Source organism: Nonomuraea sp. NPDC049269 (genome assembly GCF_043197155.1).
GTDB lineage: Bacteria > Actinomycetota > Actinomycetes > Streptosporangiales > Streptosporangiaceae > Nonomuraea.
In genome coordinates this window covers 886,027-899,345 of record NZ_JBICSO010000003.1, presented here as the reverse complement: position 1 = coordinate 899,345, position 13,319 = coordinate 886,027, and the positions used below count along the sequence as shown (strand labels likewise).

Annotated in this window: 14 protein-coding genes and 2 pseudogenes; 8 read left to right on the top strand and 8 right to left on the bottom strand. The window is 67.2% G+C overall.

What is annotated here, in order from left to right:
* Nucleotides 1-83: 83 nt before the first annotated feature.
* Nucleotides 84-572 carry a MarR family winged helix-turn-helix transcriptional regulator gene (locus ACGFNP_RS21705; protein WP_393321192.1) on the top strand — a complete coding sequence of 163 codons (489 nt, stop codon included), beginning with the start codon at nucleotides 84-86 and terminating at the stop codon, nucleotides 570-572.
* A gap of 55 nt (nucleotides 573-627) precedes the next feature.
* Here the strand turns inward: ACGFNP_RS21705 and ACGFNP_RS21700 are convergent, their stop codons facing one another.
* Nucleotides 628-975, bottom strand: coding sequence for an Lrp/AsnC family transcriptional regulator (locus ACGFNP_RS21700; protein WP_393321189.1), 348 nt, complete (start codon nucleotides 973-975; stop codon nucleotides 628-630).
* 57 nt (nucleotides 976-1,032) lie between these two features.
* On the opposite strand from ACGFNP_RS21700, the gene ACGFNP_RS21695 reads away from it, so the two are divergent.
* The 3 genes and pseudogenes from ACGFNP_RS21695 to ACGFNP_RS21685 all read left to right on the top strand — a co-directional run bounded on the left by ACGFNP_RS21695 (nucleotide 1,033) and on the right by ACGFNP_RS21685 (nucleotide 2,338).
* A complete protein-coding gene (locus ACGFNP_RS21695) occupies nucleotides 1,033-1,311 on the top strand; it encodes an FAD-dependent monooxygenase (RefSeq protein ID WP_393321186.1) in 279 nt (92 codons plus the stop codon).
* Nucleotides 1,248-1,654 (top strand): annotated as a pseudogene (locus ACGFNP_RS21690) (hypothetical protein). The gene ACGFNP_RS21695 and the pseudogene ACGFNP_RS21690 overlap by 64 nt, the downstream one beginning before the upstream one ends.
* 96 nt (nucleotides 1,655-1,750) lie before the next feature.
* On the top strand, nucleotides 1,751-2,338 hold the full coding sequence (locus tag ACGFNP_RS21685) for a Uma2 family endonuclease (protein ID WP_393321183.1): 588 nt from the start codon (nucleotides 1,751-1,753) through the stop codon (nucleotides 2,336-2,338).
* Nucleotides 2,339-2,361: 23 nt separating this feature from the next.
* On the opposite strand, the gene ACGFNP_RS21680 is transcribed toward ACGFNP_RS21685, so the two are convergent.
* The 3 genes from ACGFNP_RS21680 to ACGFNP_RS21670 form a co-directional block, all read right to left on the bottom strand.
* Nucleotides 2,362-2,820, bottom strand: a complete 459-nt coding sequence (locus ACGFNP_RS21680) for a MarR family winged helix-turn-helix transcriptional regulator (protein WP_393321180.1) — start codon at nucleotides 2,818-2,820, stop codon at nucleotides 2,362-2,364.
* On the bottom strand, nucleotides 2,807-3,712 hold the full coding sequence (locus tag ACGFNP_RS21675; RefSeq protein ID WP_393321177.1) for an N-acyl homoserine lactonase family protein: 906 nt from the start codon (nucleotides 3,710-3,712) through the stop codon (nucleotides 2,807-2,809). Before ACGFNP_RS21675 ends, ACGFNP_RS21680 begins: the two co-directional genes overlap by 14 nt.
* 115 nt (nucleotides 3,713-3,827) lie before the next feature.
* Nucleotides 3,828-5,684: a cellulose binding domain-containing protein gene (locus ACGFNP_RS21670; protein WP_393321174.1), complete on the bottom strand. Its 1,857-nt coding sequence runs from the start codon at nucleotides 5,682-5,684 to the stop codon at nucleotides 3,828-3,830.
* Nucleotides 5,685-5,949: 265 nt separating this feature from the next.
* Between ACGFNP_RS21670 and ACGFNP_RS21665 the strand changes: the two are divergent.
* Nucleotides 5,950-6,318, top strand: a pseudogene (locus ACGFNP_RS21665) (hypothetical protein); the annotation flags it as partial.
* A 62-nt stretch (nucleotides 6,319-6,380) separates the two neighbouring features.
* Here the strand turns inward: ACGFNP_RS21665 and ACGFNP_RS21660 are convergent.
* On the bottom strand, nucleotides 6,381-7,175 hold the full coding sequence (locus ACGFNP_RS21660) for an ArsR/SmtB family transcription factor (RefSeq protein WP_393321171.1): 795 nt from the start codon (nucleotides 7,173-7,175) through the stop codon (nucleotides 6,381-6,383).
* Nucleotides 7,176-7,462: 287 nt separating this feature from the next.
* On the opposite strand from ACGFNP_RS21660, the gene ACGFNP_RS21655 reads away from it, so the two are divergent.
* Complete coding sequence (locus tag ACGFNP_RS21655) at nucleotides 7,463-8,170, top strand: FAD-dependent monooxygenase (protein WP_393321168.1); 708 nt, start codon at nucleotides 7,463-7,465, stop codon at nucleotides 8,168-8,170.
* A gap of 180 nt (nucleotides 8,171-8,350) precedes the next feature.
* On the opposite strand, the gene ACGFNP_RS21650 is transcribed toward ACGFNP_RS21655, so the two are convergent.
* Nucleotides 8,351-9,025 (bottom strand): DUF998 domain-containing protein, encoded by a 675-nt coding sequence (locus tag ACGFNP_RS21650; RefSeq protein ID WP_358339863.1) that lies wholly within the window; start codon nucleotides 9,023-9,025, stop codon nucleotides 8,351-8,353.
* Between the two features lie 89 nt (nucleotides 9,026-9,114).
* On the opposite strand from ACGFNP_RS21650, the gene ACGFNP_RS21645 reads away from it, so the two are divergent.
* Both ACGFNP_RS21645 and ACGFNP_RS21640 read left to right on the top strand, forming a co-directional pair.
* A complete protein-coding gene (locus ACGFNP_RS21645) occupies nucleotides 9,115-10,005 on the top strand; it encodes an alpha/beta fold hydrolase (RefSeq protein WP_393321164.1) in 891 nt (296 codons plus the stop codon).
* Nucleotides 10,002-10,655 (top strand): TetR/AcrR family transcriptional regulator C-terminal domain-containing protein, encoded by a 654-nt coding sequence (locus tag ACGFNP_RS21640; RefSeq protein ID WP_393321161.1) that lies wholly within the window; start codon nucleotides 10,002-10,004, stop codon nucleotides 10,653-10,655. Before ACGFNP_RS21645 ends, ACGFNP_RS21640 begins: the two co-directional genes overlap by 4 nt.
* 788 nt (nucleotides 10,656-11,443) lie before the next feature.
* Here ACGFNP_RS21640 and ACGFNP_RS21635 read toward each other — a convergent pair.
* Both ACGFNP_RS21635 and ACGFNP_RS21630 read right to left on the bottom strand, forming a co-directional pair.
* Entirely contained in the window at nucleotides 11,444-12,091 is a 648-nt protein-coding gene (locus tag ACGFNP_RS21635) for a response regulator transcription factor (RefSeq protein WP_214633688.1), read from the bottom strand.
* A 46-nt stretch (nucleotides 12,092-12,137) separates the two neighbouring features.
* Nucleotides 12,138-13,250 carry a sensor histidine kinase gene (locus tag ACGFNP_RS21630; RefSeq protein ID WP_393321157.1) on the bottom strand — a complete coding sequence of 371 codons (1,113 nt, stop codon included), beginning with the start codon at nucleotides 13,248-13,250 and terminating at the stop codon, nucleotides 12,138-12,140.
* Between the last annotated feature and the right edge of the window lie 69 nt (nucleotides 13,251-13,319).

Sequence of the window (13,319 nt, the reverse complement as noted above, 5' to 3'; positions counted from 1 at the left end):
TGTTCACAACCTTCTTGCTCGACTCAGTATCCTGATACTCGGAAGCTAGCGAGTCTCAGGTAACTGAGTCAAATGAGGAAGCTGTGACGAACGTGGCCGAGGTGTCCGCCGAGGAGTACCTATGCACAAGGATCCGCCGCGCCGAACAGGCGCTGATGGCCCATCACGAAGCCGTCCTGCGTACCTACGGGCTCACCATGACCCAGTACGCGGTGCTGCTCACCCTCTCCCGCGATGACGGCATGTCCGGCGCCCAACTGGCTCGTGCCTGCGGCGTCACCCAGCAGAGCATGGCCACGGTCCTCACCGGCATGCAGGCCAAGGGACTCATCGACCGGCAGCCATCACCCGTGCACGCCAAGGTCATGATCGCCGATCTCACCGACGCCGGCCGGAGCCTCCTCGACAAGGCCTACCAAGAGGTCAACGTGCTCGAGAAAGCCTTCGTCGACAAGTTCACCCCGGCTGAGCACAGGCAATTCTGTGACCTCCTCGATCGAGCCACAGAAACGCTGGTCGAACAGACCCTCCGACCCCCGAAGCCAGCGTCCCCTCGCCCTCCATCGACCTGAGCGAGCCAAGGCGCCTAATGGCGCGACAACACAACGGTGCACGCGTCTTGGAGGTTCAGAAGCGACGCGCCGGCAAATGGGTCAGCGAGCCCCCGTATTTCACGGCGCGCAGCACGGGCGCCGTCTCCAGGTGGTGAATGCCGTGCAATGGCGCCACCCGGCTGGTGAGGTAGTCGTACAACGCTGCCCCGTCCTCGCAGGACACGCTCATGCACAGGCCGGAAGATCCGGTGGTGGCCACGACGAAGGCGGTTCCGCGGTGACCGGCCAACGCCTGCCCTATGGATTGGAGACTTGCGGGCGAGACGGTGAGCCAGATGATGGTCCGCAGTCCGAGCCCGAACAACTGCGGGTCGAACTCCACGTCGAAATACATGGCGCCGCTCAGGCGCAGCGCGGCCATTCTGCGCCGCAGTGTGATCGGGGGCGCGTCACCCCGACGTGGGAGGAGACCAAGCAGGTGTTCGCCAGGGCCGCCGGGTTCGATGTCACCGCCGGCAGGCCCGTGTGGATCAGCCGTTTCGGCAATACCGTTCGCCAGGCCACGGCGTACGGGCAGGGCCGGGTCCTGCTGGCGGGCGACGCCGCGCATACCCTGCTGCCGGCCGGCGGTCAGGGGCTCAACCTGGGTGTGCAGGACGCCGTCATCCTCGGCTGGAAGCTGGCGGTCGAGCTGTGCTGCTGGGCCCCGCCGGTACAGCCATCAGGTACGACGTCGGCCCGGGTGACCATCCGCTGACCGGGTGCCGTCTGCCGTACCGGCCACTGACCGTCGAGGGCGAGCGGACCGACACCATGCGGTTGCTGCACCGGGCCCGGGGCGTGCTGCTCGCGCTCGCTCCTGGGCCGTGGGCGGTGGCGGACGGCTGGACGGACCGGATCGAATCGTGCGCGCCCGCGCACTGGACGCCGATGCGGGGTACGCCTGCGCGCTGATCCGCCCTGACGGCCACGTGGCCTGGGCCGCGGCAGCGGAGGATCCTGACGTGGGCGGCCTCAACACCGCCCGGCACCGCTGGTTCGGTGCGCCACGAGGCGAACGAGCGACGGACAGGATGAGCGAGTGCCCTGTCGAGCTATGATCGACGCAGTTCCCAAGCTGATGCGCGGGTTCGACTTTCGTCACCGTTTCATTGTTCGCCGATCCTCGATGTCCGCCTCAAGCGAGGGAGACCGGCATGGAAACTCCGTCCTGGTTCGAGTCTCTTCCCGAAGTGATGGGTGAGGCCGAATACCGCGCGCTGCCTGAGGACGTCGCCAGAAGCATCGAGGTCGTTCACGGCCATGTGATCAAGTGCGAGTCGCCGGCTCCGCAGCACAACCGGATCGCACGTCGCCTCGCCAGTTCGTTGGAGACCGCGCGTTCCGCCAGCGGTCCATGCATGAGTGTCGAGACCGACATTGATGTAGTGCTCTGGCGGGTTCCCAAGTTCACCTTCCGGCGTCCGGATGTCGTGGTCTATAAATGCCTGGACGATCCCGGCCAGAAGCCCGAGGCATCGGAGACCCTCGCGGTTGTCGAGGTGTCCTCTCCGGGCACAGTCCGTGAAGACCTCACCGACAAGCGCATCCAGTACGCGGCCTCTGGCATCCCGCTCTACCTCCTGATCATGCTCGACGAGAAATACGAGATCGTTGAGGTGAAGGAGTTCCACCTCGACGCCGTCGCTTCGGAGTACCGGCTCCATCAGGTGCACAGGTCTGAACTTGAGCTGGAACTCCCCATCCGGGCCACCATCCCGTTCCTCACCCTGACCGCCCCCTGACGCGCGACTGATGGAGGAGCTCACTATTCAGCGGTGATGCGGCGAGCCAGCGCCTCGCCGGCGGGTCGGCCGGCGACGAAGGCTCGGAGGAACGCGGTGATCGCGTCGAGGTCGTGGCCTTCGGCCGCGGCGTCGATGGATCGGTAGAGGTCGTCTTCGATCTCGATGATCTGCCGGGCGAGGCGCTGTCCCTCTTCGGTGAGGGACAGTTCGATGTGGCGGCGGTCGTGCGCCGACACCTGACGGTCAACCAGGCCCACGGACGTGAGCCGATCGACCAGGCGGCTGGGGCTGTTGCCGCTCTCGCAGACCAGCAGGTCGCCGAGGCCGTTGAGGGTGAGCGATCCGCGATCCCGCAGGATGCGGATCACTTCGGCCTGAGAGGGGGTGATGCCGAGCGGGCGCAGGGCTTGGGCGAGCAGCCGGTTGCCTTCTCGCTGGGCGGCCAGGATCAGGTATCGGAGTTCTTCAGCCGGTCGCACGCGAACGTACCTCCTGATTCCTGGAGAAGGACCCGCTCACGGCGGCCAGACGTGCGGCCGCTCCAGGATCGTGCGCCGGCAATATCACCAGACCCGGGTTCCGCTCCCGCAGGGTGTTGATCGCCTTGGTGGTGTCGCTCAGTTGCCGCTTCTCCCCGACTCCCGGGACCAGGCTCTCCCGCAGCAGGCGAGCGTCGTACGTCAGGTCGCCGACCATGAGCAGCGGCGGATGTCCGGCTCCGCGGACCAGCAGTGACAGCGACCCGGGAGTGTGGCCGGGAGTGGGGAGCAGGACAAGGTCACCGTCGCCGAACAGGTCGTGGCCGGCCGTGAAGGGCGCGAGCCGGGGGTCGTCGACAGGGCCGGGATCGACCCGGCGCCAGCGCAGTCCGGGCAGGTCGATGTGAGAACGCAGGAGTCCGCGCAGTTCGGGCAGGGGCGCTTGGAAGGACCGCCATTCCTCGCCGCTGACCACGATCTCGGCATGGGTGAGCTCGCGCAGGCCCCCGATGTGATCCTGGTGCAGGTGGGAGAGTACGGCCGTGTGCACGTCGGCGATGTCGTAGCCGATGGCGGCAAGTCGGCCCCTGAGGGTGTCGGCGGGGCCGATGTCGAAGCGTGCCAGCCTGTCGTACATCACGCCGGTGATGCCGCCGGGAAAGTAGCCGGGGTCGGTAACCGACGCGCGGTCCTGACCGGTGTCGAACAGCACCAGCCCATCGTCGCGCTCGATCACGTAGACGTTGATCGGCAGCGGCGGGGTCCAGTTGCGCGAGGTGAACAGCCACCAGTACATCGGCTTGCGGGTGGGGCCCACGTGCTCGGGGTGGATCGACACGCTTCCCGTGCTGACCACCGACACCTGCTTGATCGTGCTCGTTTCGTTCCTCATGCAGATTAGATTACACGACATGTATGTCGTGTCAAATGTTTTGCTGTCTGAGGCGCTGGGGCCCCGGTCCACCCGCGCTGCGGAGGGTGGGTGGACCGGGGTAGGGGGGTAGCTGTCAGGCGCAGGTGTAGCCGGACGGAAGTGCGGTGTTGCCGTTCGGGCGGGTCGCCTGGAGGCCGACGCTGGTGGTGCTGGCTCCGGGGGCGAGGGTGCCGTTGTGGCTGACGTTCCTGATCGTCACGGTCTGTCCGCTGACGGTGACGGCGCCGTTCCACGAGCCGGTCAGCGTGTGCCCGGGCGGCAGGGTGAAGGTGGCCGTCCATCCGGTGATCGTCGAGGTGCCGGTGTTGGTGATGGTCAGGGGCTGGATGACGTACCCGGTGCTCCACTGGGTCTGTACGGTCGGAACCGCCGTGCAGGTTCCGGTGGACGGGCCGGTTTGGGTGGTGACCTCCGCGGTGTTCGAGACCGGCGAGGTGTTGCCCGCGGCGTCCCGCGCCCTGACCTGGTAGCGGTAGGTGGTGCTCGGGGTCAGGCCCGTGTCGCTGAACGAGGTGGTGGTCGAGGTGCCGACCTGGGTGAACGTGCCACCGCTCGCGCCGGGCGCGCGCAGGATGTCGTAGCCGGCGACGCCGTTGTCGTCCATCGAGGCCGTCCAGCTCAGGTTCGTGCCGGTGGACGTGGTTCCCGAGGCCGCCAAGCCGGCCGGGGTCGTCGGCGGGGAGGTGTCGCTGGAATTGTTGAGGGTCGGGGTCTGCCAGTTTCTCCACTCGGACAGATTGCCGAGCGCCTTGGCCGAGATCCTGATCGCGCCAGGAGCACTGCCCGTCTTCAGCATGAACTTCTGGATGTTCTGCTGCAACGGGGTCCGCCATTCAGGTCTGTTGGCGCAGTGGTTGCCGTCCTGAATGTCGGACCAGTAGGTGAGGTTGTCTCCCGCACCGAGCGCTTTGTAGACCTCCGCTCCACCCAGGGCCGCGACGCTCGCGGACTTGGGGCCGAGATTAACAATGTGGGGATTATCCATGATGAACAGTCCGCGGGGCGCGACCATGGCCACCATTTCATGTGTGTCCACCGGCAGCCTGTTCGGGTTGCCGGTGAAGGAGCCGAACGCGTCGCCCAGCCACGGCTGCTCTCCATAGGCGCTGCTCAGACTCTGGGCGCCTTCCCCGGGGATCCCGCGGAAGATGGGAACACCGGCGCTACCCGACTCGATCGGCATGGTCAGTGCGATGCGCTGATCGAACGCGCCGATCACGAAGGCGCCCTTTCCGAACCGCGAGCATCCCGTGACGCCGGTCGCATCCGCTTTGAGAATGCTGCCGTCCGACTGCTCGATGACGTCGATGATTCGGCTCACACCCCAGGCCCAGGCGAGCAGCAGTCCGGTGCTGCTTGAGGAGCCGTAGATGCTGTAGAACGCGCCTTGCTTGTTGTTGCGTGGCGTGCCCTCTCGCCCGACCGCGTAGGGGTCGTAGTTGATGACGGCGGCACCGGCCGCGCTGATGGCGGCCGTGTCCGCGCCGAATCCGCCCAGGACGACGACGGCCGGGAAAGGTCCGGAACCGCTCGGTAGTGAGACGCTCGCTGAGAAGCCGGCGCTTCTGCCGTTGTGGTTCACGTTCACGGTGATGCCGGTTCTCGAGACCGTTCCCGTGACGCTCGCCGGCTTTCCGGGCTTCTCGCCGTAGACGAACCGCTCCGCCAGCTTCTTGATCTCTTCCCGTCGGCACCGCCACTCGGACTTGGCGGAGATGCGCGTACCGTCCAGCTTTTTGAAGGGATCAGGAAGCTTGGAGTTGGTCGGTAAGGATCCTTCGTCGGGCAGGCCGGTCACTGCGCAGTCGGCACCTTCGTCCTCAACTCCACCAGCCGCGGCGGCCACGGTGGATGGTGCCGCCACCGCTCCAGCGACCGAGAGCGCCACCGCTACCGCCAGCGCCATGGAGCGGACCGAGCTGATGATCACCAGGGCTCTCCCTTCCGCGTGGGGTGTTGGCGACGAGTCTGGGAATCCGCCCGAAACATGTCAACGTATGTGCCGAAATATTTCGGTGATTGGCATCGTGTCGTTCCTTTGAGCTGGAGATACGTTCGTTCTGGATGTCAACACTTTCGGAAATTAGCTGAAAACGGGCGGGTTCTATGCGGTCAGCCCTGTCATTCCGAAACTTTCGCCGAGACCGGGCCGTAGTAGGCATCGGCCGCTATGACGATTCGCATCATCCCGCTGATTGATCCTCAGCTCTCGTCATCCAGTCGGCGCCTCGCCTGGCTGGCCACGTGATCGCGCAGGCAGAGCCGGATTCGCCGGGAGACGCCTTCCTGTCGGCGCGTGGCTTCCGCAGGGTTTTGACCTTGACCTACACGCGGCTGCCGCCGGCACAGACGGACCTCGTCGAGCTCACGGAGATCGTGCACAGCCCGGATCCCGGCTACCGCCTGGTCGTGACCGGCTCCATACCGTCGCCGCCATCGGTTCCATCGCCGGATTCACCGAGTTGGTCGTCCCGGGAGACGGCCAGCACTACTCCACCGGAGTGCTCCCCGAACATCGCGGGCACGGCCTGGCCCGCTGGATGAAAGCCGAGGCCATCCGGCAGGCACGCGAGCGCTATCAGGACCTCGACGGCCTGCCGACCGAACCTCTGACACATAGGGGAGGTCACGCATCGTCCGGCAGCGGTTCGCCGGTCTCCAGCAGCGACTTCAGGCTCGCCACCACGTTCGGCCAGCCGTGGCTGACCATCTCGGCCATGCTCGATCCGGGCTCGAAGCCGTCGTGCACGACGGTGAGCTTCACGACCTGCGCGGCGGCCTTCTCGATCGTGAAGGTGACCTTCGAGCGGGCCTCGCCGGACAGCCGGGCGAGCAACTCCTCGTCCCAGCCGAAGCGCTTGGCGAGTTCCGGGGTGATGGCGTGCCAGGTGTAGGAGAGCCGGTTGTAGGGATCGGCCTCCAGCACGACCTGCTCCGGGTCGCTGATCAGCACGCCGTGGTTGTCCCAGGTCATCGGCGAGCCGGCGGACCAGTCCGTAATGAGCTCCGTGGCCCAGTAACGGCGGGTGAAGGCGGGCTCGGTCAGCGCCTGCCAGAGCTTCTGCGGGGTGGTGCGGATGTAGGTGGTGTAGACGAAGGTCGGCGCGTCCATCGGGGTCTCCTCCAGGGCGAGTTTCAGGTCCGCCAGGGCTTGGACCCTGGCCCGGTCGTAGCGGCTGATCCACCGGTGGGCGATCTCGTGCACGGGCGCGGCGTTGAGGTAGTGCAGCTTCTCCCGGCCCCGCCGCACGGTGGCGACGAGCCCGGCCTCCTCCAACACCGCGAGGTGCTTGCTGACGGACTGCCTGGCCATGTCGAGTCCGGCGCACAGCTCGCGCAGCGTCTGCCCGTTGCGGGCGTTGAGCGAGTCGAGCAGCGCGCGCCGGCTCGGATCGGCCAGTGCCTTGAACACCTCGTCCATGCCCGTCCTCGTATCCGGGTTGCCGTCTGTTGATATGCAGCCTTGCGGCTGCCTTTAATTTAGGCAGCCAGATGGCTGCATGTCAAGACGCGCGGCCCTGTGGCCCCGCCGCTGAGGTGCGAGATCCGTGCCGGTCTCTTGGAATCAGACCTTGGGAGACGGTCTGTCGCGCCAGGCTGCCCGCCGGTTCGGCGGGCCAGGCGCTGGGGTGGCCGAGTCAAGGCCGCGGTTGGACATGTTCGGCACAGCCGTGCAGCGACGGCAACCCCGTCGCGAGAGCGGACGCCGTGATCGCGGCCGACGGCATCAGCAGCAAGCTGCGCGCACAGCTCTTCCCCGGCCACCCCGGGCTGCGGCGGACCGGCCGGATGGACCTGCGCGGCATGCTGCCCCGTCCTGCCGGCCTGGCTCCAGACCTGTTCACCAGCCAGTTGGTCGACCGCCGCTACGGGGCGATGTTCGGCCTGTTCCCCGTTGGCGAGGACCGCCTGTACTGGTTCAGCGACTCCGTCCTGCCCGCCACGCCGCCTGACCCGAACGAGGCACGCCGGCACATGCTGTCGCTGATGGCCGACTGGCACCCCCTCGTCACCGCGCTGATCGAGGCCACCCCGCCCGACGACATCTACGTCGACCTGATCGCCCGCCTGGCCGAACCTCTGCCCTCGTTCGTGGCCGGCAGGATCGCGCTCCTCGGCGACGCCGCGCATGCCATGCCACCCGACCTCGGCCAGGGCGCCAGCCAGGCCTTCGAGGACGCGGCCGCACTGAGCCGCCACCTGACCGGCGCCGAGCCGGCAGATGTCGCCGGACAGCTCCTGCACTACGACGCCGAGCGCAGACCCAGTGCCAACCGGATGATGCGGGCGGCGCTCCGGCAATCGCGGCTGACCTCCCAGACCGGCGTCGCCGCGTTGCTGCGCGACACGTTGCTGCGTGCCATACCGTCCCGACTGGCCACTCGGCAGCTTGCCGCCCTCTGGCGCGCCCAGTAGGTCGAGCTCTGGGATTGGCGCGCTTTGAGGTACGGGAGATCGCGGCGCACCCGATCGTATTCGGCGCTCGATCGCCGCAGCTCGCGCCACTGCTGCGCGCTGGCCCACGCCATCGACTGTCGCAAGCCGACACCGAAACTCTCAGCCCTACGTCGAGTCGAGGATGTCCTGCCGTTCGGATCAGCCCTGACGCATGGCACGTCTGATGCCGAGGGCGGCGGTGATCAGCCAGACGATGAACGTCACCGCCATGAGGCGCTCTCCGAGTCCGGTGGCTGAGCGGTTGCCGAACAGGCCGCCGAGCTGGTTGTCGAGGATGCCGGTGGCCCAGAAGAGCGCATAGCCCGCCGGCGGAAGGAAGGCCAGTCCGTTCAGTCTCGTGGTGCTCGTGGCCGTGAGGATCGGGCGGGTGAGCAGCGGCCCGGTGAGGGCGAAACAGGTGAACGCCAGGATGCCGGCCGCCGCGTGGATCACGCCCGAGGTGGTCACGAATCGGGGATCGGTCGGGTCGATGGGATCAGTCGGGAACGCCCCGACTACCACCATGCCGAGTCCGGCGGCGGCCAGCAAGGTGAGGCCTGCGCGTGGTCGGGGCGACGGCAAGGTTGCGGCGATCGCGGCGGTGAGGGCGAGCACTCCCAGCCCGAATGCCAGCGCGGCAAAGCTGAGTAACCAGCCGTAGGGCCCCAGCACATACTCGCTGACGGTGATGCTGATCGGATCCCTGCCCGGGTCGATGACGTGCAGGCTCGCGACCAGGCCCACGAATACGAGAATTCCCGCGATGCCGGCCTCCGCCAGCTTCGCGACGTCCGTGCGCCTGCGTTGCTCGGGGATCTCGTCGGTGGTCGTCATGAGCATGGCTCCGTTCGAAGTCTGTCTACGATGTAGACGCAAGCTACAGTGTAGACACGCGCTCTGTGACATCGGCAAGGAGAGCCATGATGATCGACTCGGTTGATGTGCCCGGCGCGCGACTGCACGTCGAACGTGCCGGTGACGGCCCCGCACTGCTGCTGATCTCCGGTGGCGGAGGCGACGCCGGTATGTACGCGGACGTGGTCCCGCTGCTGGCAGGGACGTTCACCGTGATCACCTACGACCGGCGCGGCAACTCCCGCAGCCCGTTCACCGAACCGGATGCCTCGATCGCGATGGCCCGCCAGGCCGACGACGCCGCCGCCATCCTCGATCACTACGGCCTGGAGCGCGTCTACCTCTTCGGCAACAGCGGCGGCGCGACCATCGCCCTGGAGATGGTCGCCAGGCATCCCGACCGCCTGCTGGGCGCGGTCGTGCACGAGCCGCCGCTGGTTCAACTCCTCCCGGCAGACGCTCCCGAGCGGCGGGAGATCGAACGCATCGGCCGACTCGGCCGGGACGGGCACCTGATGCGGGCCTATGCGGCGTTCGGCGCGATGACGCTGCCCAACCCGCCGCGGATGTTCCTGTCACCCACCGGCCAAGCCGTCATCGCCGCCGGAACCCACCTCATGCTCGCCGCCGGCGACCTGGCACGGAAGCTCAACCGACGGGAGCCGGACGCGATGACCCGCCAGCTCCGCAACGCGGAGCTGGCCTTCCGCCGCGAGTTGCCGGCGTGCTGCTTCGACTACCGGCCCGACCTGGCCGCGCTGGCGGCCACCACGGCACCGTGGTGCCTGGCCACCGGGCGCGACAGCGTCGGCAAGCCTTACCACACTCCCGCGCACGTGCTGTCGGAGCGCCTTGGCATACCCTGCCAGGAGTTCCCCGGCGGCCACCTCCCGTTCATGCAGCATCCGGAAGAATTCACCAAGACACTCACCACGATCCTGGAGGGCTTCCCAGCATGACGGCCGACCCCAGCCCGCCGGGCAGGCTGCCGGAGCCACCCAGCCGGCCCACCCTCACCCGCGAATACCTCGCCGTCGCCGCGCTCGCCCTCATCGACAGCCACGGCCTGCGCAAGTTCTCCATGCGCAAGCTCGGCACCGCGGTCGGCTTCGACCCGATGGCCGTCTACCGCTACTACGACGACCAGGAGGCGCTCTTCGACGGCGTCGCCGAGGCGCTGTTCACCGAGATCGACGTCGACACCCTGCCCTGGGACGGCTCCTGGCAGGAGTTGGCGCGCGAATACTGCATGCGGTTGCGCGACACCCTCCTGCGCCACCCCCACGCCGTGCAGGTGTTCGCGACCCGTCCGGTACGCTCACCCACCTCCATCGACACCGGCGTCAAGATGCTCACCAAACTCCACGCCGACGGCATCTCCCCGGCAGACGCCCTCCGCATAGCCCGCTGCCTGCGCGAGTTCACCATCGGCCACGCTCTGGCCATCTCCGTGATCAAGCTCGGCGCAGAACGGCGCAGCCGCAAACCACGGCCCGACAGCCCCGACTACAATCTGCTCGCCGAAGCCGCCGACGCCACCACCCTCGACGACCACTTCGAGATCGGACTCACCGCCATCCTGCACGGCTTCCAGCACTCCGCCGACTGAGAAGGCCGCCTCCACACACGGATGTTCAAGCCCCCAGACCTTCCCAGGGCTGCTCCACCGCCACGCGGGCTGATCACCAAGGTCATGATCACCGGTTCAGGAATAGGCACCAAGGGTTATGGGGATCCCTCGCTAACCTCCACGAAAGCGCCTCAAGCCGCTGGAACTGGCACTCCGCTGGCGCCAAGCCGCTGAACACGGCCAGGGCGGGCGGCTCTACGGCGCGTAGTCGGGTTTGGAGCCCTCATTCGAGGTTGTTTCGGGGCCTGGTGGTGGTGTGCGGAGTTGTCTGTCTTGTGTCCGCTTATCGGGGGCCCGCAGTACGATCCGCAGCACTTGGACAGCGCGGTTCTGGCGCTTGGCGGAGGGGGCCCACAGGGCGGTCAGACCTGCTGCTACAACGATGATCGCCAAGGCGAGTGGCAGTACCGAGGCACTTAAGCCCACTGTCTTGAAGAAGTCGAGCACTGACGGCCTCCTGGCAGCGCGAAGCTTGCCAGAGGTCTCTCCCGCCCGGTTCAGGTGAGGATCAGCAGCCCTGGGGCACCGTTGTCAACGGTCAAGTGCGTTTTTTGCCTGGCCACGGGCATGCTTCGTCGGCGGAATCCAATGGTTCCTATGCCGAGGGCCCGACGGGTCAGGGCGGTAGCCCGGGCGAAGCGTCTCGGGAGGGCGCCCGAGCGGAGCGAGGTCCATGCTTTTGTGGGGGTGTGGGGGGCGCGGAGCCCCCCACTGAACACAGTCTGAGTCCCATTGCGCGAAGCGCCGACCAGGCGAAGGCCTTGCGTTCAGAGCCACCCGGGTTTCACCAGGCCGGATTCGTAGGCGATGACGACGAGTTGGGCGCGGTCTCGGGCGTGGAGTTTCATCATGGCTCGGCTGACGTGGGTTTTTGCCGTCGCGGGGGACATGAAGAGGTTCGCGGCTATTTCGTCGTTCGTTTTGCCGGTGCCCACCAGGGACAGGACCTCGCGTTCGCGGTCCGTCAGTTGGTCCAGGTGGTTGGTGGCGGAGGGTTCCTTGGCGCGGGTGGCGTACTCGGCGATCAAGCGGCGGGTGACGCTGGGGGACAGGAGGGCTTCGCCGGCCGCGACCACGCGGACCGCCTGGATGAGTTCGGCCGGTTCCGTGTCCTTGACGAGGAAGCCGCTGGCGCCGCCGCGCAGGGCCTCGAAGACGTACTCGTCCAGCTCGAAGGTGGTCAGGATGATGACGCGCGGGCCCGGTGGCATCTGGCGGGTGGCGGCCAGGCCGTCGGTGCCGGGCATGCGGATGTCCATGAGCACCACGTCCGGCGCGTGCTCGCGCGAGAGGCGTACCGCCTCGGCGCCGTCGGCGGCCTCCGCGACGACCGTCATGTCGGGCTGGGCGTCGAGCAGGGCTTTGAAGCCGGCCCGTACCAGTGCCTGGTCGTCGGCGAGCAGGAGCTTGATCATGAGGTCTCCTCTGCGACGGCTGTCATGTTGAGCGGGGCCAGGTTGATCACGAGGTCTCCTCGGGGAAGGGCAGTTTGGCCTCGACCTGGAAGCCGTTGCCGACCGGGCCGGCGGTCAGGGTGCCGCCGAGGGCTGAGGCGCGTTCGCGCATGCCGGGGATGCCGTTGCCGCTGCCTGATTCGGCCAGTACGGCCGGCTTCGTCGCGCCGGTGTCCGCGATCAGGACGCCCAGCTCGCTCGTGCCGTACTCGAGCCGGACCGTCACCCGGGAGCCGGGCGCGTGGCGGGCGGCGTTCGTGAGGGCTTCCTGGATGATCCGGTACGCGGCGCGTTCGAGTTGCGGCGGTAGCGGCCGGGAGCCGACGTGTTTGAGCGTCACGTCCAGGCCGGAGCGAGTCACGAGCTCGTCGAGGCGGTCGAGGCCGGCCGTGGGGGAGCGGGGGGCGCCTTCGCGTAGGACGTTCAGGACTGAGCGCATCTCGCCGAGAACCTCCTTGGAGGCGGACTTGATGGTGGTCAGGGCGGTACGTGCTTGCTCGGGCTGTTCGTCCATGAGGTGCAGGGCGGTGGACGCCTGAACGTGGATCAGCGAGATGTTGTGCGCGAGTACGTCGTGCAGCTCCTGCGCCATAGTCAGCCGCTCCTCGCTGGCCTGCCGTCTGGACTCCTCCTCGACGACCCGCTGGTGCTCAGCACGCCGCTCCTGCCGGATCCTGAACAGCTCGGCAATCACCATGAACAGCAGGATGAACGCGGTGATCGCCAGGTTGTGGAAGTCCCAGAGACTGCGACCGTTCCCCAAATAGCCATAAATCAGGAAAACGGAGAGCGTTACCCCCGACAGAATCCACGCGATCAGCCGCCGCCCGCCCAGGACGAGCGACGAGACCATGAACACCGGCGCCAGAAAAATCGGCCCATACGGATATCCGCCCACCACATAGGCAAATGTCGCCAAAAGCGTGACAACAGCTGAGAGGGCGGGAAATTTGCGGCGGCCCAGTATCGCCACCGGCCCCACCAGCAGCAATACGTACGCCAGCGAATCCAGCGGCTCCCTGAAATCCCGCTGCCCCCAGGCCGCCCCCTGCGACAGCACCACCTGGACCACCGCGATGATCAACGCGACATAGACGTCGTTCCCGGGCTTCTTACGCACCCCCCCAACGCTAGGCCACCTGCCTGACCCGCACATCACCCTCCAGCCGCAGGGGGCCCTACCGCGATG

Excerpts from the sequence above, each read along its gene's own strand:
- ACGFNP_RS21650 (WP_358339863.1), bottom strand. The coding sequence starts at position 9,025 with ATGACGACCACCGACGAGATCCCCGAGCAACGCAGGCGCACGGACGTC.
- ACGFNP_RS21635 (WP_214633688.1), bottom strand. The coding sequence starts at position 12,091 with ATGATCAAGCTCCTGCTCGCCGACGACCAGGCACTGGTACGGGCCGGC.
- ACGFNP_RS21640 (WP_393321161.1), top strand. The coding sequence starts at position 10,002 with ATGACGGCCGACCCCAGCCCGCCGGGCAGGCTGCCGGAGCCACCCAGC.
- ACGFNP_RS21700 (WP_393321189.1), bottom strand. The coding sequence starts at position 975 with ATGGCCGCGCTGCGCCTGAGCGGCGCCATGTATTTCGACGTGGAGTTC.
- ACGFNP_RS21675 (WP_393321177.1), bottom strand. The coding sequence starts at position 3,712 with ATGAGGAACGAAACGAGCACGATCAAGCAGGTGTCGGTGGTCAGCACG.
- ACGFNP_RS21685 (WP_393321183.1), top strand. The coding sequence starts at position 1,751 with ATGGAAACTCCGTCCTGGTTCGAGTCTCTTCCCGAAGTGATGGGTGAG.
- ACGFNP_RS21645 (WP_393321164.1), top strand. The coding sequence starts at position 9,115 with ATGATCGACTCGGTTGATGTGCCCGGCGCGCGACTGCACGTCGAACGT.
- ACGFNP_RS21660 (WP_393321171.1), bottom strand. The coding sequence starts at position 7,175 with ATGGACGAGGTGTTCAAGGCACTGGCCGATCCGAGCCGGCGCGCGCTG.